Source organism: Pontitalea aquivivens, from assembly GCF_046507575.1.
Classification (GTDB): Bacteria; Pseudomonadota; Alphaproteobacteria; order Rhodobacterales; family Rhodobacteraceae; genus Pontitalea; species Pontitalea aquivivens.
Map to the genome: position 1 here is coordinate 54,625 of NZ_JBKFEY010000004.1, position 17,774 is coordinate 72,398.

At 67.6% G+C, this 17,774-nt stretch carries 20 protein-coding genes; 10 read left to right on the top strand and 10 right to left on the bottom strand.

Annotated features, from left to right (window positions below):
• Nucleotides 1-30 precede the first annotated feature (30 nt).
• Nucleotides 31-1,401 (top strand): glutamate--cysteine ligase, encoded by a 1,371-nt coding sequence (locus ACK8OU_RS07820; RefSeq protein ID WP_410302818.1) that lies wholly within the window; start codon nt 31-33, stop codon nt 1,399-1,401.
• Between the two features lie 73 nt (nt 1,402-1,474).
• Here the strand turns inward: ACK8OU_RS07820 and plsY are convergent, their stop codons facing one another.
• The 4 genes from plsY to ACK8OU_RS07840 are packed head-to-tail and all read right to left on the bottom strand — an operon-like array spanning nt 1,475 to nt 4,859.
• Nucleotides 1,475-2,089: a glycerol-3-phosphate 1-O-acyltransferase PlsY gene (gene plsY, locus ACK8OU_RS07825; protein ID WP_410302819.1), complete on the bottom strand. Its 615-nt coding sequence runs from the start codon at nt 2,087-2,089 to the stop codon at nt 1,475-1,477.
• Nucleotides 2,090-2,122: 33 nt separating this feature from the next.
• On the bottom strand, nt 2,123-3,400 hold the full coding sequence (gene pyrC / locus ACK8OU_RS07830) for a dihydroorotase (protein WP_410302820.1): 1,278 nt from the start codon (nt 3,398-3,400) through the stop codon (nt 2,123-2,125).
• A 15-nt stretch (nt 3,401-3,415) separates the two neighbouring features.
• Nucleotides 3,416-3,901, bottom strand: coding sequence for a hypothetical protein (locus tag ACK8OU_RS07835; protein ID WP_410302821.1), 486 nt, complete (start codon nt 3,899-3,901; stop codon nt 3,416-3,418).
• The gene (locus ACK8OU_RS07840; protein WP_410302822.1) at nt 3,894-4,859 is read right to left on the bottom strand and encodes an aspartate carbamoyltransferase catalytic subunit; all 966 of its coding nucleotides are present in this window, start codon (nt 4,857-4,859) and stop codon (nt 3,894-3,896) included. The genes ACK8OU_RS07835 and ACK8OU_RS07840 overlap by 8 nt, the downstream gene beginning before the upstream one ends.
• Nucleotides 4,860-4,986: 127 nt before the next feature.
• Between ACK8OU_RS07840 and ACK8OU_RS07845 the strand changes: the two genes are divergently transcribed.
• Nucleotides 4,987-5,784 (top strand): uracil-DNA glycosylase, encoded by a 798-nt coding sequence (locus ACK8OU_RS07845; RefSeq protein ID WP_410302823.1) that lies wholly within the window; start codon nt 4,987-4,989, stop codon nt 5,782-5,784.
• 8 nt (nt 5,785-5,792) lie between these two features.
• Here the strand turns inward: ACK8OU_RS07845 and ACK8OU_RS07850 are convergent, their stop codons facing one another.
• Complete coding sequence (locus tag ACK8OU_RS07850; protein WP_410302824.1) at nt 5,793-6,602, bottom strand: protein-disulfide reductase DsbD domain-containing protein; 810 nt, start codon at nt 6,600-6,602, stop codon at nt 5,793-5,795.
• Nucleotides 6,603-6,741: 139 nt separating this feature from the next.
• On the opposite strand from ACK8OU_RS07850, the gene ACK8OU_RS07855 reads away from it, so the two are divergent.
• Nucleotides 6,742-7,308, top strand: coding sequence for a YqgE/AlgH family protein (locus ACK8OU_RS07855; protein WP_410302825.1), 567 nt, complete (start codon nt 6,742-6,744; stop codon nt 7,306-7,308).
• 6 nt (nt 7,309-7,314) lie between these two features.
• On the opposite strand, the gene ACK8OU_RS07860 is transcribed toward ACK8OU_RS07855, so the two are convergent.
• Nucleotides 7,315-8,277 (bottom strand): L-threonylcarbamoyladenylate synthase, encoded by a 963-nt coding sequence (locus ACK8OU_RS07860; RefSeq protein ID WP_410302826.1) that lies wholly within the window; start codon nt 8,275-8,277, stop codon nt 7,315-7,317.
• A 125-nt stretch (nt 8,278-8,402) separates the two neighbouring features.
• Between ACK8OU_RS07860 and ACK8OU_RS07865 the strand changes: the two genes are divergently transcribed.
• The 5 genes from ACK8OU_RS07865 to ACK8OU_RS07885 all read left to right on the top strand — a co-directional run bounded on the left by ACK8OU_RS07865 (nt 8,403) and on the right by ACK8OU_RS07885 (nt 12,466).
• Nucleotides 8,403-10,094 (top strand): acyl-CoA dehydrogenase, encoded by a 1,692-nt coding sequence (locus ACK8OU_RS07865; RefSeq protein ID WP_410302827.1) that lies wholly within the window; start codon nt 8,403-8,405, stop codon nt 10,092-10,094.
• Nucleotides 10,091-11,137, top strand: a complete 1,047-nt coding sequence (locus tag ACK8OU_RS07870) for an MBL fold metallo-hydrolase (RefSeq protein WP_410302828.1) — start codon at nt 10,091-10,093, stop codon at nt 11,135-11,137. Before ACK8OU_RS07865 ends, ACK8OU_RS07870 begins: the two co-directional genes overlap by 4 nt.
• Nucleotides 11,134-11,601, top strand: coding sequence for a DUF6173 family protein (locus ACK8OU_RS07875; protein ID WP_410302829.1), 468 nt, complete (start codon nt 11,134-11,136; stop codon nt 11,599-11,601). Before ACK8OU_RS07870 ends, ACK8OU_RS07875 begins: the two co-directional genes overlap by 4 nt.
• A gap of 55 nt (nt 11,602-11,656) precedes the next feature.
• On the top strand, nt 11,657-11,791 hold the full coding sequence (locus ACK8OU_RS07880) for an aa3-type cytochrome c oxidase subunit IV (protein ID WP_250040345.1): 135 nt from the start codon (nt 11,657-11,659) through the stop codon (nt 11,789-11,791).
• 63 nt (nt 11,792-11,854) lie between these two features.
• Nucleotides 11,855-12,466, top strand: coding sequence for a hypothetical protein (locus tag ACK8OU_RS07885; protein WP_410302830.1), 612 nt, complete (start codon nt 11,855-11,857; stop codon nt 12,464-12,466).
• On the opposite strand, the gene ACK8OU_RS07890 is transcribed toward ACK8OU_RS07885, so the two are convergent.
• On the bottom strand, nt 12,459-12,788 hold the full coding sequence (locus ACK8OU_RS07890) for an AzlD domain-containing protein (protein WP_410302831.1): 330 nt from the start codon (nt 12,786-12,788) through the stop codon (nt 12,459-12,461). The two genes, ACK8OU_RS07885 and ACK8OU_RS07890, sit on opposite strands and share 8 nt — an antisense overlap.
• Nucleotides 12,785-13,510 carry an AzlC family ABC transporter permease gene (locus tag ACK8OU_RS07895; RefSeq protein ID WP_410302832.1) on the bottom strand — a complete coding sequence of 242 codons (726 nt, stop codon included), beginning with the start codon at nt 13,508-13,510 and terminating at the stop codon, nt 12,785-12,787. Before ACK8OU_RS07895 ends, ACK8OU_RS07890 begins: the two co-directional genes overlap by 4 nt.
• Before the next feature lie 95 nt (nt 13,511-13,605).
• On the opposite strand from ACK8OU_RS07895, the gene ACK8OU_RS07900 reads away from it, so the two are divergent.
• Nucleotides 13,606-14,190 (top strand): GNAT family N-acetyltransferase, encoded by a 585-nt coding sequence (locus ACK8OU_RS07900; protein WP_410302833.1) that lies wholly within the window; start codon nt 13,606-13,608, stop codon nt 14,188-14,190.
• 97 nt (nt 14,191-14,287) lie between these two features.
• On the opposite strand, the gene ACK8OU_RS07905 is transcribed toward ACK8OU_RS07900, so the two are convergent.
• Both ACK8OU_RS07905 and greA read right to left on the bottom strand, forming a co-directional pair.
• The gene (locus ACK8OU_RS07905) at nt 14,288-15,316 is read right to left on the bottom strand and encodes a hypothetical protein (protein WP_410302834.1); all 1,029 of its coding nucleotides are present in this window, start codon (nt 15,314-15,316) and stop codon (nt 14,288-14,290) included.
• A gap of 12 nt (nt 15,317-15,328) precedes the next feature.
• Nucleotides 15,329-15,799, bottom strand: a complete 471-nt coding sequence (gene greA / locus ACK8OU_RS07910; protein WP_410302835.1) for a transcription elongation factor GreA — start codon at nt 15,797-15,799, stop codon at nt 15,329-15,331.
• A 265-nt stretch (nt 15,800-16,064) separates the two neighbouring features.
• On the opposite strand from greA, the gene ACK8OU_RS07915 reads away from it, so the two are divergent.
• Nucleotides 16,065-17,726, top strand: coding sequence for an electron transfer flavoprotein-ubiquinone oxidoreductase (locus tag ACK8OU_RS07915; RefSeq protein WP_410302836.1), 1,662 nt, complete (start codon nt 16,065-16,067; stop codon nt 17,724-17,726).
• Nucleotides 17,727-17,774 lie beyond the last annotated feature (48 nt).

Sequence of the window (17,774 nt, forward strand, 5' to 3'; positions counted from 1 at the left end):
CCCGGAACCGAAGTGCGCGAGGGACGGCCCATGTCAATTCCACAACAGGGCGGTGGCCCGATCGAGCGCCATGAGCAACTGGCCGAATATATCGCTTCGGGCGAAAAGCCGAAGGATCAGTGGCGCATTGGCACCGAGCATGAGAAATTCGGCTATTGCAAGGACACGCTGCAGCCGCTGCCCTATGACGGCCCGCGGTCAATCAGGGCGATGCTGGAAGGCATGCGCGACCGCTTTGGCTGGACCCCGGTGCTGGAGCAGGACAATATCATCGGCCTGACGCGCGATGGTGCCAATGTCAGCCTGGAGCCGGGCGGGCAGCTGGAACTGTCGGGCGCGCCGCTGGAAACCATCCACCAGACCTGCGACGAGGTGCATGAACACCTGCGTGAGGTGCAGGCCGTGGCCGATGACATCGGCGCGCGCTTCATCGGGCTGGGGGCGGCGCCGGAATGGTCGCAGGACCAGATGCCGATGATGCCCAAGGGCCGTTATCGGTTGATGACCGATTACATGGACAGCGTCGGCACGCTGGGCAAGCAGATGATGTATCGCACCTGCACGGTGCAGGTGAACCTGGATTTCGCGTCCGAAGCAGACATGGTGAAGAAGCTGCGCGTGGCGCTGGCGCTTCAGCCGGTGGCGACCGCGCTGTTTGCCAACTCGCCCTTCCTGGACGGCAAGCCCAACGGCATGAAAAGCTGGCGCAGCCATATCTGGCAGAACCTGGATGGCGCGCGCACCGGCATGCTGCCCTTCGTCTTTGAAGACGGCATGGGATATGAACGCTGGGTTGACTATGTGTTGGATGTGCCGATGTATTTCGTCTACCGCGACGGCAGATACATCAATGCGCTGGGCCAGTCGTTCCGTGATTTCCTGAAGGGCGAACTGCCCGCGTTGCCGGGCGAAAAGCCCACGCTGTCGGATTGGGCCGACCATATGACGACCGTGTTCCCCGAGGCGCGGGTGAAGAAATACATCGAGATGCGCGGCGCCGATGGTGGCCCCTGGCGGCGGCTGTGCGCGCTGCCGGCCTTTTGGGTCGGCCTGATCTATGATCAGGGCGCGCTGGATGCGGCCTGGGATCTGGTCAAGGGCTGGGATGCGCAAACCCGCGATGCGCTGCGTGTGGCGGCGGGGCGCGATGCGCTTCAGGGCGAGACGAACGGCATCCGCCTGCACGACCTGGCGCGCGAGGCGGTGGCGATCGCGCAGGCCGGGCTGAAGGCGCGCGCGCGCCCCGGTGCGGGCGGGTTGATCCCCGATGAGACGCATTTCCTGGATGCGCTTGCCGAAAGCGTGGCCAGCGGGCAGGTGCCGGCGGATGAGCTTTTGACGAAATATCATGGCGAATGGCAGGGCGATCTGAGCCGGATCTACGCCGAATACAGTTACTGAGCGGTGCGCCCGTGGCTGGTGCCGGGGGCTGCGCGCCCCCGGACCCCCGCGGAGTATTTTTCCAAGAAGAAGATCAGGCGGTCTTGCGACCGATACGCGGTTCGGTCCCTGCGGCCAGGCGGGCGATATTGGTGCGGTGGCGCCAGAAGACCATGACCGCCATCACCGCGCAGATCAGCATCACCTGCGGCCGGCCCAGGGCCCAGGCCAGCGGAACCGAGGCCGCCGCCGCGGCCAGTGCCGAAAGCGATGAAATCCGGCTGATCGCCGCTGTCACAAGCCAGGTCGCGCAGGCCGCAAGCCCAACGGGCCAGGCCAGTGCCAGGATGGTGCCCAGAAAGGTGGCCACGCCCTTGCCGCCCCGGAAACCCAGCCAGACCGGATAGAGATGGCCCAGAAAGGCCGCGCCGCCCGCGATCTGGGCTGCGGTGTCCTCGGCCATGAGTGCGCGGGCGATCAGCACCGCCACCGCGCCTTTGGCACCGTCCAGCACCAGTGTGGCGGCGGCTGCCGCCTTGTTGCCGGTGCGCAGCACATTGGTTGCCCCGATATTGCCCGATCCGATGGCGCGCAGATCGCCAAGGCCCAGCGTCCTGGTGATCACGATGCCGAAGGGGATGGATCCGAGCAGGTAGCCCAGCACCGCTACCAGCCCGAGGATCAGCGCCCCGCTATCCAAAACCGGCATGACTGCCCCCGTATTCTTGTTATTCGTTCGCGGTTATTCGCCCGCGCGGTAAACCTGCACCCCTGCGACGAATGTGGCAAGAACTTTGCCTTCCATCCGCTGCCCGTCGAAGGGGGTATTTTTCGATTTTGACTGCAGTTTGAACCGATCCAGCAGGAAGGGCGCGTCCGGATCGAACAGCACCAGATCGGCGGGGGCGCCTTCGGCCAGGCGGCCCTGGGGCAGGCCCAGCCGTTTGGCGGGGTTCAGCGCCATGGCCCGGAACAGCTGTGGCAGGGTCAGCGCGCCGGCGTGGTAAAGCCGCATCGCCGCGGGCAGGAAGGTTTCCAGCGCCACCGCGCCCGCGGCTGCCTCTTCATACGGCAGGCGCTTGGATTCTTCATCCGCGGGGGTGTGCAATGAACAGATCACGTCAATCAGGCCGCTGGCCACGGCATCGAGCACGGCAAGGCGGTCTTCCTCGGCGCGCAGTGGCGGGGTCAGCCTGAAGAAGGTGCGATAGTCGCCCACGTCGAATTCGTTCAGCGTCAGATGGTGGATCGAGACGCCTGCGGTCACGTCCAGCCCGTTCCTTTTGGCCCGTTCCAGCGCGGGCAGGGTGCGCGCGCAGGTGACCTGATCGGCGTGGTAGCGTGCGCCGGTCATCTCGACCAGGGCCATGTCGCGGTCGAAGCCCATCCGTTCGGCCATCGGGCTGACGCCGGGCAGTCCGCGCAGCGAGGCGAACTTGCCCGAGGTGACCGAAGCGCCCGCCGACAGGCCGGGGTCCTGCGGGTGGCCGATCACCAGCGCGCCCAGGCTGCGGGCGTAGGCCAGTGCGCGCGACAGCACCTTGGTATCGGCCACGACATGATCGCAATCGGTAAAGGCGACCGCGCCGGCATCCAGCAGAAAGCCGATCTCGGTCATTTCGCGGCCTTCGCGGCCCTTGGTCAACGCGGCCATGTGGCGGATGCGGACGGGGGCGGAACCGGCGGCGCGGCGGGTGACGAACTCCAGCACCTCGGGGGTGTCGATGGCGGGCGTGGTGTCGGGGCGCGCGATGATCGTGGTCACGCCCCCCGCCGCCGCCGCAAGGCCGGCCGAGCGGAAGGATTCGCGGTGCCGTTCACCGGGTTCACCGATCTTGACGCCGATGTCGACAATGCCGGGGGCCAGGCACTTGCCGTGGCATTCGATCACCTGCGCATCGGCTGGGGCGGACATTTCGCCGATGGCGGCGATCACGCCATTGTCGAGGATCACGTTGCCCAGGGTCTGGGTCTGCGCCTCGGGGTCGATCAGGCGGGCGTTTTCAAGAAAGATCGTCATGGGTCCCCCGTTGTCCTATCGCGCCACAAGCGCGCGCGCCGCCCTGGCCGCCTCGATCTGGCGCACGACGGCCTCGGCATCGGCCAGATGCTTGATCAGATGTTTGGCACCGCCGTTGGTGACGATCTGCACATCGCCGAACAGGCGGCGGACGGCGGCGATTTCCAGCAGCATCACCTGCCGTCCCTGCGGCCCGATCAGCCGCCGGTCGGTCAGCCGCCAGCGCCGGGCAAATGCCTCGGACCGGAAGTAGAGCCCGCGCAGGCCCAGCCCCAGCATTACCGCCAGCGCCGCCACCGGGATCTGGCCGGCCTTGCCCATCCAGGGCAGGATCGCCAGCAGCGCCGCCACCCCGATCGCGGCCATCGCGGCATGATCGGTCCAGTAGCGGCGACGGTCGGCCAGGAAAACGGCATTGACCGGTTCCCCGTCTTCCAGCGGGCGTTCCGCGGCGGGGCCGGGGCGATAGTCGTGAACGTCGTCGCGCCTGATTTCAGACATAGGTGCCCTCGGTCGCCTGACGGCCGCGATCGGCCCGCAGGTTCTGCGCCAGCAGATCCATGCAGGCCATCCGCACCGCCACGCCCATTTCCACCTGTTCCTGAATGACGGAACGGTTGATGTCATCGGCGATGGTGCCGTCGATTTCCACGCCCCGGTTCATCGGGCCGGGGTGCATCACGATGGCGTCGGGCCTGGCAAAGGCCAGCTTTTCGGCATCCAGCCCGTAGCGGTGGAAATATTCGCGTTCGGACGGGATGAAGCCGCCGTCCATCCGTTCCTTCTGCAGGCGCAGCATCATCACCACATCGGCGCCGTCCAGGCCCGCGGGCATGTCATCGAAGACCTCACAGCCGAATTCGGCCACGCCTGCGGGCATCAGCGTCGGCGGCCCGATCAGGCGCACGCGGTTTTCCATCTTGCCCAGCAGCAGCAGGTTCGACCGCGCCACCCGGCTGTGCGCGATGTCGCCGCAGATCGCCACCGTCAGGCGCTGAATCCGGCCCTTGGCGCGGCGGATGGTCAGCGCATCCAAAAGCGCCTGGGTCGGGTGTTCGTGCTTGCCGTCGCCCGCGTTCAGAACGGCGCAATTCACCTTTTCCGCCAGCAGGTTGACCGCGCCGGAATTGGGGTGCCGCACGACCAGCAGGTCGGGGTGCATCGCGTTCAGCGTCAGCGCGGTGTCGATCAGGGTCTCGCCCTTCTTCACCGAGGATTGCGCCACCGCCATGTTCATCACATCCGCGCCCAGCCGCTTGCCGGCCAGTTCAAAACTGGCCTGGGTGCGGGTGGAGTTTTCGAAGAACATGTTGATCTGGGTCATCCCGGCCAGCGCATCGGTGCGCTTCACCGTGCGGCGGTTGAGGTCGACGTAACGGTCGGCAAGGTCCAGAACGGTGCGGATATCCTCGGGGGTCAGGTGTTCGATCCCCAGAAGGTGCCTTGCGCGGAATGCCATCGCCGCCTCTCCTATCGTGGTTTGGCGCGCTTATCGCAAAAGGGGGGGCTGGCGTCCAGCACGAAGGCTTTACCTTCGCGGGCCCCGGCCCTAGCTTGGCGCGATGCAGATAGAGCCCGCCCCCGAGATGGACTACCTGGCCGCCCTGGCCGCGCTGGAATGGCAGCTGGAAATGGGCGCGGATGAGGCGATTCTGGATGCCCCCCTGAACCGGTATGATCTGCCCGACAGCGCACCGGCTGCCGCGGCCAGGCCCCAGACTGCGTCCAATCCGCAGGCCACCGCCGCCGCAATGCCCGTGGCGCCGGCCCAGGCGGCGCCCGACCCGGTGGCGCTGGCCCGCGCGGCGGCGGGGGCGGCGACCGATCTGCCCGCGCTGGCCCGTGCGATTGCCGATTTCGATCTGTGCGATCTGAAGAAGGGCGCGCGATCCATGGTCTTTGCCGATGGCAATCCGGCGGCGCGCGTCATGATCATCGGCGAGGCGCCGGGCCGCGAGGAAGACCTGGCCGGCAAGCCCTTTGTCGGTCCGGCCGGCCAGTTGCTGGACCGGATGTTCGCCGCCATCGGCCTGTCGCGTGGCGCCCCCGATCCGGGTGCGGCGTTCTACATCACCAATGTCCTGCCCTGGCGCCCGCCCGGCAACCGCACGCCGGACGCGGCGGAAATCGACATGATGCGCCCGTTCCTGGCGCGCCATGTGGAACTGGCCGATCCGGATTTTCTGGTGCTGATGGGCAATCCGGCCTGCCAGGCGGCGCTGGGCCGGACCGGCATCGTGAAGCTGCGCGGCCAGTGGGCCGAGGCCTTCGGGCGCCCCGCCTTGCCGATGACCCATCCGGCCTATCTGCTGCGCATGCCACTGGCCAAGCGCGACGCCTGGGCCGATCTGCTTGGCCTGCGGGCGCGGCTGGACGCGGTCTGACCGGGCCGTCAGTCGCCGCAGCCGGTGATTTCCAGCGCGCGGGCGGGGCTTAGAATGGTGATGCGCAGATCGGCGGGGTCCAGCGCGAAGGGGCGCGCCTCGGCCGGCACGAATTCGGCCATCGCCACCAGCACGGTGCCTTCGCGGCGCGACACCGAATCAGAGATCCAGACCGGCGTGCCCGCCAGCTCGAACAGCGCGATTTCTTCGACGCCCGGTGTGCCCCCGGTCTCGGGCAGGTCGATCGTGGCGGTCACCCGCATGCCATCGGCAATGGGTTCGACCGCGCAGCGCGCCGGACCCGAAAACGCCTGGGGCTGTTCGGTCAGCGCCGCCCGGATCGCCGGGTCGGGGACGCCGGGCCCCGCCAGATCGGCCTGCAGCGACACCGATACCGGCACGCAGACATCGTGGCAGATGCCGAAATCCACCCCGGCGGCCAGCGCGATCGGCTGGGCGGGGTCCGCGGGCGTGATTTCCAGCGGCAGGATCAGTTCGTCGTCATAGCCCACCGATCGCATCCCGTTCTGGTCAAATACTTCAGGCGTGGGCCAGTGCACGGTGACGCCGGCGACGTTCTGCGACCCGGCAAAATCGAACTGCGGCGGGATGCCCGCATCGCCCGGCGCGCGCCAGTAGGTCTTCCAGCCATCGTCCAGCGCGATGCGCAGGGCGACCATGCGTGCCCCCGTCGGTGTTTGCCAGCCGTCCAGCAGCTCGGCCCGCTCCATGCCCGGGGGCAGGGGGGCGTTGGTCTGCGCGGCCAGTGGCATGGCTTGCAGCATGCCAAGGAATGCGATGAGAAGGGTTCGGTCCATGACCTTCGGATAGCGCCCCGCGCGACGCGGGCAAAGTCACAAAAGCGCCAGCGCCGGGGATAGGGCGGCTTTGCCACAGCCCCGGGGCTTGCGCCGGGCGGCCCGGCGCGCGACATATGGGCAAAGGGGGGCGCTGAAGATGGACCTGACCGGAAAGCTGCTGATCGCGATGCCCGGCATGGGCGATCCGCGATTCGAACACGGCGTCGTCTTTATTTGCGCCCATGGGTCCGAGGGGGCGATGGGCCTGATCGTGAACAAGCCCCTGCCACGCCCCGGTTTCGCGGAATTGCTGGCACAGCTGGGCCTGCACCCCGAGGCGGGGGCGGCGGTCGACATGGCCGCGCCCGCGGTGCTGTTCGGCGGGCCGGTCGAAACCTCACGCGGGTTCGTGCTGCATTCACCCGACTGGTCCGGTCAGGCCGCGTCGATGGCGGTTACGCCGGATCTGTCGATGACCGCCACGCGCGACATCCTGGAGGCAATGGCCGAGGGCCGTGGCCCGGCGCAGGCGCTGTTGGCGCTGGGCTATGCCGGCTGGGGCCCGGGCCAGCTGGAACGGGAAATCCTGGACAATGGCTGGCTGACCACCGAGGGCGATGCCGCCCTGACGCTGGACCGGGACCATGCGACGAAATGGTCGCGCGCCCTGCGCAAGATCGGGGTTGATCCGCTGACGCTGTCGGCGGCGGCGGGGCGCGCCTGATCGGGATCAGGGCCGGGGCGCCGCGGCGCGGCGCAGCCGGTCGTTGATGGCGCGGCCAAGGCCGTGATCGGGCACCGGGGCCAGCGTGATCCGCGCCTTGCCCGTGGCCTTGGCGATGCGGTCGGCATTACGCAGCAGGGCAAACAGGTTGGCGGCCGCCTCGACCAGGTCGCCGGTGGCCGACAGGTTCAGATCCGCGCCCGCGCAATCGGGGCCAAAACCGATCCAGACGGCATCGGCGCTGGCCTGCGTCACGGCCAGCCGGACCATCGCGCCGGGGGCGTAATGCGATTCCAGCTGTCCCGGGGCCGAGGGCCGGGCCGCATCGCCGCCCGTGGCCAGCGGCTGGCCCAGCGCCTGTTCCAGCGTCTCGGCCGGCAGGCCGCCGGGCCGCAACAGGGTGGGCGGGTTCAGCGCCAGGATCGTCGATTCGACCCCCACGCCACAGGCCCCGCCATCGACCACCGCCGCGATCCGGCCGCCCAGCCCCTCGACCACATGGGCGGCGCGCGTCGGGCTGACCCGGCCCGAGGGGTTGGCCGAGGGGGCCGCCAACGGGCCACCAAAGGCGCGCAACAGCGCCTGCGCCACCGGATGCGCGGGCACGCGGATCGCCACCGTGTCCAGCCCCGCCGTCACCAGATCTGATATGCCCGCATCCGGCCGCAGCGGCAGCACCAGCGTCAGCGGCCCCGGCCAGAATGCCGATGCCAGCCGCAGGGCGCGGTCATCGAACCGCGCGATCGCCCGGGCCGCGGCCAGATCGGGCAGGTGCACGATCAGCGGGTTGAACCGGGGCCGGCCCTTCGCCTCAAAGATCCGCGCCACGGCCAGATCGGACCGCGCATCCCCGCCCAGGCCATAGACCGTCTCGGTCGGGAAGGCGACCAGCGCGCCCGTGCGCAGCAGGGCGGCGGCCCGGGCCAGACCGGCCGCGTCGGGACAAAGGGTTTCGGTTTCCGGAGCCATGGGATATTCGTGACGCAGCGTTGATGTTGAAGGCGCATGACCTTGCGGTAACCTGCAGCCTGACCGTTGTGCAGACATACGCGCCGCCCGCCCCCTTGCCAAGGCAGCGCGCAAAGGAGAGTGCCATGCCATTCCGTTCCCCCGTTGCCGAGCTTCGCTTTATCCTTGACCATGTCGTGCCGTTGGCCCCGGTCACGGCCACCGCGCGTTTTGCCGAAGCGACGCCCGAGATCGCCGAGGCGATCCTGACCGAGGCGGGCCGGCTGTGCGAAGAGGTGCTGGCGCCGCTGAACCGGGCGGGCGACATGGCGCCGGCGCGGCTGGAAAACGGGGTGCTGCGCAGCGCGCCCGGTTTTGCCGAGGGCTTTCGCGCCATTGCCGAAGGCGGCTGGGTGGCGCTGGCCGCCGATCCGGCGCATGGTGGCATGGGGTTGCCGCAAACGCTGAATGTCGCGGTGCATGACATGATGTCGGCGGCCTGCATGTCGCTGCAACTGAACCCGTTGCTGACGCAGGGCCAGATCGAGGCGCTGGAACATCACGCCAGCGATGAGATCAAGGCGCTGTACCTGCCCAGGCTGATTTCGGGCGAATGGTCGGGCACGATGAACCTGACCGAACCGCAGGCGGGGTCCGACGTGGGGGCGCTGCGCACCAGGGCGGAACCGAAGGGCGATGGCACCTATGCGATCACCGGGCAAAAGATCTTTATCACCTGGGGGGATTGCGATTTCGTGGGCAATGTCTGCCACCTGGTGCTGGCCCGCCTGCCCGACGGGGCGCCGGGCACCAGGGGGATCAGCCTGTTTCTGGTTCCCAAATACATCCCCGATGCGGCGGGCAATCCCGGTGTGGCCAATGACCTGCGCGTCGTCAGCCTGGAACACAAGATGGGCCTGCACGGATCGCCCACCTGCGTCATGAGCTTTGAGGGCGCGACCGGCTGGATGGTGGGCGGCCCGCACAAGGGCATGGCGGCGATGTTCACGATGATGAACAATGCCCGTCTGGGCGTGGGGGTGCAGGGCGTCGGCATTGCCGAGGCCGCCTGTCAGAAGGCCGCCGAATATGCCCGCGACCGCAACCAGATGGGTGCGATCATCGACCATGCCGATGTGCGCCGGATGCTGGCCACGATGAAGGCCGAGGTCTTTGCCGCCCGCGCCATATCCCTGGCCTGCGCGGTGGCGCTGGACATGGGCCGCGCCACCGCCGAGCCCGACTGGCAGGCGCGCGCGGCGCTGCTGACGCCGATCGCCAAGGCCTATGGCACCGATGTCGGCATGAACGTGGCCGAAACCTGTGTGCAGGTGCATGGCGGCATGGGCTATATTGAGGAAACCGGCGCCGCGCAGTTCTATCGCGATGTCCGCGTGGCTGCGATCTATGAAGGCACCAACGGCATTCAGGCGATGGATCTGGTCGGGCGCAAGATGATGGATGGCGGTGCCGCCGCCTGCCGCCTGCTGCAGGAAATCGAGGATGACGCCGCCGCCGCCCGCGACGTTCTGCCCGATCTGGCCGAAGATGTCTGGACGGCGGCCGAAACCCTGCGCGAGGCGACCGAATGGCTGGTGGCCCAAGGCGCGCAGGATCGCAATGCCGGCGCGGTGGCGTATCTGCGCGCCTTTGCCCGCGTGCTGGGCGGGCACTTCCATCTGAAGGCGGCGATTGCCGAAGGCGGTGGCGGGCCGCGCAGCGCGCTGGCCGGGGTCTATATCCGCCGCCTGCTGCCGCAATATGCCGCCGCCCTCGCCGAGGTGAAGGCGGGTGCGGCGGGGCTTTATGACCTGAGCGTGGAAGATCTGGTCGTATGACGGTTCAGGATCGCGGCCCCGTCCGGATGCCCTGGCCCGAACCGCCCGCGCCCGGCGGGGTGCAGCAGATCGCGCCGGGCGCGCTGTGGCTGCGCCTGCCGCTGCCGATGACGCTGGATCACGTCAATTGCTATGTCTTTGACGATGGCGACGGCTGGACCCTGATCGACCCGGGGATGGATACGCGCAAGACCCGTGCGCTGTGGCAGGATCTGCTGGATGGCCCCCTGGCGGGCAAGCCCGTGCGCCGGGTCATCGTGACCCATCACCATCCCGACCACGTCGGCATGGCCGGCTGGTTCCAGACCCGCGGCGCCGCGCTGTGGACCACGCGCACCGCCTGGCTGTTCGCGCGGATGCTGGTGCTGGACGAACAGCACCAGCCCGTGGCCGAAACGCTGGATTTCTGGCGCGCGGCCGGCATGGACCCGGCCCTTTACGACAAGCGCGCGGCCGAGCGTCCGTTCAACTTTGCCGATGTCGTCCACCCGATGCCGCTTGGCTTTCGCCGCATCGTCGAGGGCGAGGTTTTTGCGATGGGCGGGCGCGAATGGCGTGTGCACATGGGCGATGGCCATGCCCCCGAACATGCCACCTTCTGGAGCCTGTCGGACGATCTGGTGATCGGCGGCGATCAGTTGCTGCCGGGCATTTCGGCCAATCTGGGGGTCTATGCGACCGAGCCGCTGGCCGATCCGGTGGGCGAATGGCTGGCCAGCTGCGCCCGGTTCGCCCGGATCGCCGAACCGCGCCATCTGGTGCTGCCGGGGCACAAGCTGCCCTTCACCGGCCTGCCGCTGCGGCTGGGCCAGATGATCGACAATCACCTGGGTGCGCTGGACCGTCTGCGCCAGCATCTGGCGCAGGGGCCTTGTACGGCGGCGCAATGCTTTGCGCCGCTGTTCAGGCGCGCCATCGGCGAAGCGGAATATGGCCTTGCGTTGGTTGAGGCTGTGGCCCATCTGAACCACTTGCTGCACCGGGATGAGGTCACCCGTACCCGGCGCGCCGGGGATGATGCCTGGCTTTGGGGGCTGGCATGACCGATATTCGCACCACCGCCGAGGCGCATGAGGAAAGCGCCATCCCCTGTGCCGGGGTTGTCCACACCACCGCGGGCGCGCCCCCCACGCCCGAAACGATGCCCCTGCCACCCCAGATCGCGCGGGCCTCGGTCGAATCCAAAAGCCCCGCGCAATGGGCCTATGAACGGCTGCTGCTGTATATCCGCAACTTTGAAGACCAGCTGAAACCGGATCAAGAGGTGGCGCTGGGCCTGACCGGCGCCGAGGCCGGGGTGCTGCGCATCGAGGGGCTGGGCTATTTCGCGCCTGACATGCTGACTTTCTATGGCACCGATGACAACGGCGCGCGGACCCAGCTGATCCAGCATGTCAGCCAGCTGAACGTGATGCTTGTGGCGCTGCCCAAGGCGCCGGAACGCGAAGAACCCCGCCGTATCGGCTTTCATCTGGCCCGTGCGCTTCAGGATGCCGAGGGGGCGTGACACCGCCCGCCGGATCGGGTATCCGGAGCTGGGAGAATAGCGTAGGGAGAAGGCTATGGCCGACTACAAGCCGGGCGAAATGGACATCCGTGCCCAGGAAAAGACCTTTGCGGGTTTCACGAAATTCGTCACCTGGTCGGTGATCGTCCTGATCGGGGCGCTGGTGTTCCTGGCGCTGGCAAACGCCTGACCGGTGGTGGGCGGCGGTATGCGAAGAACGGCGCGGCGGGTTCGCGGATTTGTCCTGGCGCTGATGGTGCCAATCGCGCTGGCGGGCTGCGGCCTGGGGCCGGAATCCGTGTGGGCCAGCGATGAGGCGGTCGAAAAGGCGTCCTATTCCACCGGGCTGCCGCCCTCGGTCACGCTTTATACCGTGATCGGCACCCGCAGCGGCGAAGGCGGGCATTCTGCGCTGATGATCGACGGGCGCGAACGGGTCATGTTCGACCCCGCGGGCAGCTGGCGCCACCCCTGGATTCCGGAACGCAACGATGTCCACTATGGCATCACCGAGCGGATGCGGAAGTTCTATATCGACTACCACGCGCGCGAGACCTGGTTTGTCCGCGAACAGACCGTTCCCGTCAGCCTGGAGGTGGCCGAACTGTTGCGCGCCCGGGCCGAGGCAAATGGCGCGGTGGGCAAGATGCTGTGCGCCACATCCACGGCGTCGATCCTGCGCGGGGCGCCGGGGTTCGAATCGGTCCCGGGCACGTTCTCGCCGCTGCGGCTGTCGCGGGCTTTCGGGAATTTGCCGGGCGTGACCGGCAAGGATCATTACGATGGCGATCCGGCCAATAATTCCGGCGTGCTGATGATCCAGGCCAAGCAACCCGTCTACGCGCCGGACGAGGCGTTCAACTGAACAGGAACAGCCCCAGGTAAAGCGCCACCAGACCGGCCACGATCGCGGCCAGCGTGTTGCGCGTGGCCAGGCCCACCGCCACGGTCGCCCCCGCCGCCAGCATCCGTGCCGGATCGAAGACGCCCCCGGTGGCCTGCGGCCACAGAACCAGGGGCGCCACCAGACCCGGCAGCACCGCAACCGGCGTATAGCGCAGGTAGCGCAGCGCCCATTCCGGCAGGGGGCGGTTGCCGATCAGGCCAAGAAAGGAATAGCGCAGCAGGAAGGTGCCCGCGCCAAGCGCGGCGATGATCAGCCAGATCTCGGTTGTCGAATAGGTCATGCGTCCCCCGCTGCGCGGCGCCGCGCGGCCCAAAGTTCCACCTGTGCCCCCGTGGTCATGGCCGCAACCGCCGCCACCAGAAGCCCCAGCCCCGACGGCAGGAAGGCCAGGACCAGCGCCAGCGCGACCGATACCGTCGCCGCGGCGACATGGGCCAGCGTGCGCATCGCCGGGGCCAGCATCGCCAGGAAGGTGATCGGAATGGCGAAATCCAGGGCGAATTCGGGGGGGATGGCCTGACCCACCGCGGCACCGGCCCAGGTGGCCACAACCCAGGCCGGGCAGACATGCGAACAGGCCCCGGCATAATAGGCCAGCTTTTCCGCAACCGTCTGATCCGGGGCGCGGTCGTAATCCTGCGCGGCCAGCGTGTAGGACTGATCGATCATGCAATAGGCCACCAGTGCGCGTTTCCACACCGGCGCCGGGCCCAGATGCGGGGCAAGCGAGGCCGAATACATCGCCATGCGCAGGTTGACCGCAAGCGCGGTCACCACCACCAGAACGGTCGGGGCGTTTTCCCCGATCAGTTGCACCGCGGTGAATTGCGAGGCGCCGGCAAGGACCAGAACGGAAAAGCCCATGACCGCGGTGATGGGCAGCCCGGCCTCGGTCGCGGCCACGCCGAACAGCAGGCCGAAGGGAATGATGACCAGCAGGAACGGCAGCCCCTGACGGAAGCCGCGCCAGAAGGCGGATCGGTTTGCTGAGGGGGTTTGCATGACCTTGCCCGGGCTTGAATTCTGCGCCAGTGATACGGGATGCGCACGCGGATGCAAGTCATCGCGGCACGTCCCGGCGCGGCGGAGGAGGAGGGATGTCAATTCGGATCAGCCGCGGCATCGCGCCGGGCCAAAGGGCGCGGGCCGCGCAGCTTTATTGGGGCGCCTTTGGTGGCAAGCTTGGCCGGGTTCTGGGCCCCGAGCGCAAGGCCATGCGCTATGTCGAGCGGGTCCTGGCCCCCGATCACGCGCTGGCGGCGGTCGACCCCGCGGGCCGGGTGCTGGGGGTGATCGGGTTTCGCACCCGCGCGGGGGCTTTCGTCGGCGGGACAAGATCGGATCTGGTCGCCATTTATGGCCGGTTTGGTGCGGCCTGGCGGGCCACATGCCTGTCGCTGATCGCCGAGGAACTGCCCCAGGGTGTGCTGCTGGTCGATGGGCTGGCGGTGGATCAGGCGCGCCGCAGCGAGGGGATTGGCGCGGCGCTGGTGCGGGCGCTGTGCGCCGAGGCGGCGGCGCGCGGCTATGCCGAGGTGCGGCTGGATGTGGTGGACGAAAACATCCGCGCCCGCGCGCTGTATGACCGGCTGGGTTTCGTGGTGCTGCGGCGGTCGGATCGCTGGCTGACCCGGGTGATGTTCGATTTCCGGTCGGCGCTGGTCATGGCGAGAAGGCTGTAGCGGACGGGGGAGAGGCGGCGGCAGGGGATAGGGGGCGCTGCCCCCTTTTGGCCGTGCCGGCCAATTCACCCCCGGAGTATTTCGGCCAAGAAGAAGCCTAGTCGAAGGTTCCGGTGACACGGCCGAGCAGCATGAAGGCGCGCGCGGTGCGGGTGTCGGCCAGGTCGATCACATCCTGATCGGTGGCGTTCTTTTCGAATTCGGTGAAGGTCTTGTCGAACTGGCGCAGGAAGTGATGCGCCGCATCGCGGAAGATCGTGTCGCCGCGCATGCGCCCGGCGGTCAGCGCCAGGGACGAGCGGTCGCGCACGCCGCCAAGCGCCGCCACCTCGCGGCCGCGTTCGCCGCGGGCGAAGCGGCGCCAGAGTTCGGGGCGGGCGCGGTCTGGCTTGAGGTCATCCATGTAGATGCCGTCCTGCGCCAGAAGGTTCAGCACATCCTGTGCGGCGCGGATCAGCTTGGCCATGGTGCGGTCTTCCAGCGCGCGGCGGAGCGCGCGAAAGCCTTCCCGGTCATCGGGGCTGTCGGGGAAATTCAGCGCCAGGATGAAATCGGCCACTGATACCGGGGCGCGCAGATCCTCGGCCGGGGTGCCGAGGGCGAGCGCGGGCTGATCCTCGCCCGGGGGGGCGGGGCGTGGGGCGGCCAGCGCAGCCTTGCGGTCGGCGGAGGGTTGCGTGGCCTGGGCATCGCGGCGCGAGGTGAAGGTGACGATGGCGCTTTCGGCCTGGCGGGCGGCGGCGGCGATTTCATCAAGCTTGCGTTCGACCGTCTGCCCGCTGCGCACCGTTTGCTGGGACACCCAGGCGCTGCGCATCGCCTCGACCGCGCGCTTGAGATCCTGCGCCTCGGCGCGCATTTCGCGCGCGGTGCGCGCGGTGACGGCGGCCACCCAGATCATTGCCACGGGCAGAAAGATGCCCACCAGTGCCATGGTCAGCGACAATGCGTCAAAGCCGCTGCCGCTGTCGGGGATCAGCAGGAAGAACACAAGGACCAGCGCGAACCAGACCAGTGTCAGCGCCAGGGCGATGCGTTCCACGCCGCTGAGCCGCGACAGCGGCCGGGCGCGCGGGGTGATCGCCGGGTCCGCCGGGGGTTTGCTGGCCGGTTTCGCGACAGGCATGGTGCGCCCCCGTCAGATGAAGCGAACGGCGAGGATTTCGTAGCTTTTGTCGCCGCCGGGGGTTCGGACCTCGACGCTGTCGCCTTCTTCCTTGCCGATCAACGCGCGCGCCAGCGGAGATTTCATGTTCAGCAGGCCGCGTTCCAGATCGGCCTCGGCCTCACCGACGATCTGGTAGGTGCGCTTATCCTCGGTATCTTCGTCCACCAGGGTGACGGTGGCGCCGAATTTCACCGCCCCCGACAGGCGCGACGGGTCGATGACCTCGGCCCGGCCCAGGATGGATTCCAGTTCCTTGATCCGGCCTTCCACGAAGCTCTGCTTTTCGCGGGCGGCGTGATATTCGGCGTTTTCCGACAGGTCGCCATGTTCGCGCGCCTCGGCAATCGCCTTGATCACGGCGGGACGTTCCACCGTCTTGAGGGATTTCAGTTCCTCATCCAGCGCGTCATATCCTGCGCGCGTCATCGGTATCTTTTCCATGGAGGCCCTTGATCGCGGTGACTGGTGAAATTCAACGGATGCTTGTGTAAATCCGCCTTCCCCCCCCAAAGTCAAGGGCGGGGCGGATTTTCCTTGCCGGCGGTGGCGGGGTGATGCCTGCGTCCGGTCAAGGCATGTGTCGCAAGCCCCCCTTTTGGCGCAAGAAAATTGCGCAGCAGCGCGGCGTTTTAATTGCCTCATGCGCGCAGGTGGGCTAGTGAACCGTCCTGAGAGCGCGCATACCGCCAGCAGGAAGGACGAGGACATGGCCGAGATCGAACGCGAGTCGATGGAATATGATGTGGTGATCGTTGGGGCTGGCCCCGCGGGTCTTTCCGCTGCGATTCGGCTCAAGCAGATTGATGGTGATCTTTCGGTCGTCGTGCTGGAGAAGGGGTCCGAGGTTGGCGCGCATATCCTGTCGGGGGCGGTTCTGGACACGTCGGGTCTTGATGCGCTGATCCCCGACTGGAAGGACAAGGGCGCGCCCATCAAGACGGCGGTGACGCAGGATAATTTCTACATCCTGGGCGAGGCGGGGCAGATGCGGATCCCGAACTGGCCGATGCCGCCCCTGATGAACAACCACGGCAAATATATCGTGTCGATGGCGAATGTCTGCCGCTGGCTGGCCGAGCAGGCCGAGGCGCTGGGGGTCGAGGTGTTTCCCGGCATGGCGGCAAGCGCGCTGGTCTGGGCCGAGGACGGGACCGGCACCGGGCGGGTGGCGGGCGTCGTCGCGGGCGAGATGGGGCTTGAGGCCGACGGCACGCCCGGCCCGAACTACGAGCCGGGGATGGAGCTGCTTGGCAAATATGTGATGCTGGGCGAGGGGGTGCGGGGCAGCCTGTCCAAGCAGGTGATGGCGAAGTTCGACCTGTCGAAGGGACATTGCCCGCAGAAATTCGGCCTTGGCATGAAGGAGATCTGGGAGATCGACCCCGCCAAGCACCGGATCGGCACCGTCACCCATACGATGGGCTGGCCGCTGGGCGGTAATGCGGGCGGCGGGTCGTTCATCTATCACCTTGAAAACAATCAGGTCTATGTCGGCTTTGTGGTTCACCTGAACTATGAAAACCCGCACCTGTACCCCTATATGGAATTCCAGCGTTTCAAGCACCATCCGATGGTGGCTGACCTGCTGGCGGGTGGCAAGCGCGTGGCCTATGGCGCGCGCGCGATCTCGGAAGGGGGGTGGCAGTCGATCCCGAAAGTGTCCTTCCCCGGTGGCGTTCTGCTGGGCTGTTCGGCGGGTCTGGTGAACGTGCCGCGGATCAAGGGCAATCACAACGCCATGCTGTCGGGGATCGCGGCGGCCAACGCGGCGGCTGCGGCGATCGCGGCGGGGCGTGCGGGCGATGACCTGGTGGAATATGAGGCCGACCTGCGTTCTGGTCCGGTTGCCAGGGATCTGAAGCGCGTGCGCAACGTCAAGCCGCTGTGGTCCAGGATGGGCATGTGGGCCAGCCTGGCGCTGGGCGGGTTCGACATGTGGGTCGCCAACCTGACCGGCTGGAACCCGCTGGGTACGTTGCGCCACGGCAAGACCGACGCCGCCGCCACCGGCGAGGCGGCCAAGTTCAAGCCGATCGACTACCCCAAACCCGATGGCAAGCTGTCCTTTGACCGGCTGACCAACGTGGCGTTTTCCTTTACCAACCACGAGGAAAGCCAGCCCTGCCACCTGCGCCTGAAGGACGCGGCGATCCCGATCGCGGTGAACCTGCCCAAATACGCCGAACCCGCGCAACGCTATTGCCCCGCCGGGGTCTATGAGGTGCTTGAAGGCGAGGATGGCCCGCGGTTCCAGATCAACTTCCAGAACTGCGTGCACTGCAAGACCTGCGACATCAAGGACCCCAGCCAGAACATCAACTGGACCACGCCACAGGGCGGCGACGGACCGAATTATCCTAATATGTGATCCGGTCGCGCCGGGGGGCGTCACATCCGCGTGTAACGCGGCAGGCGG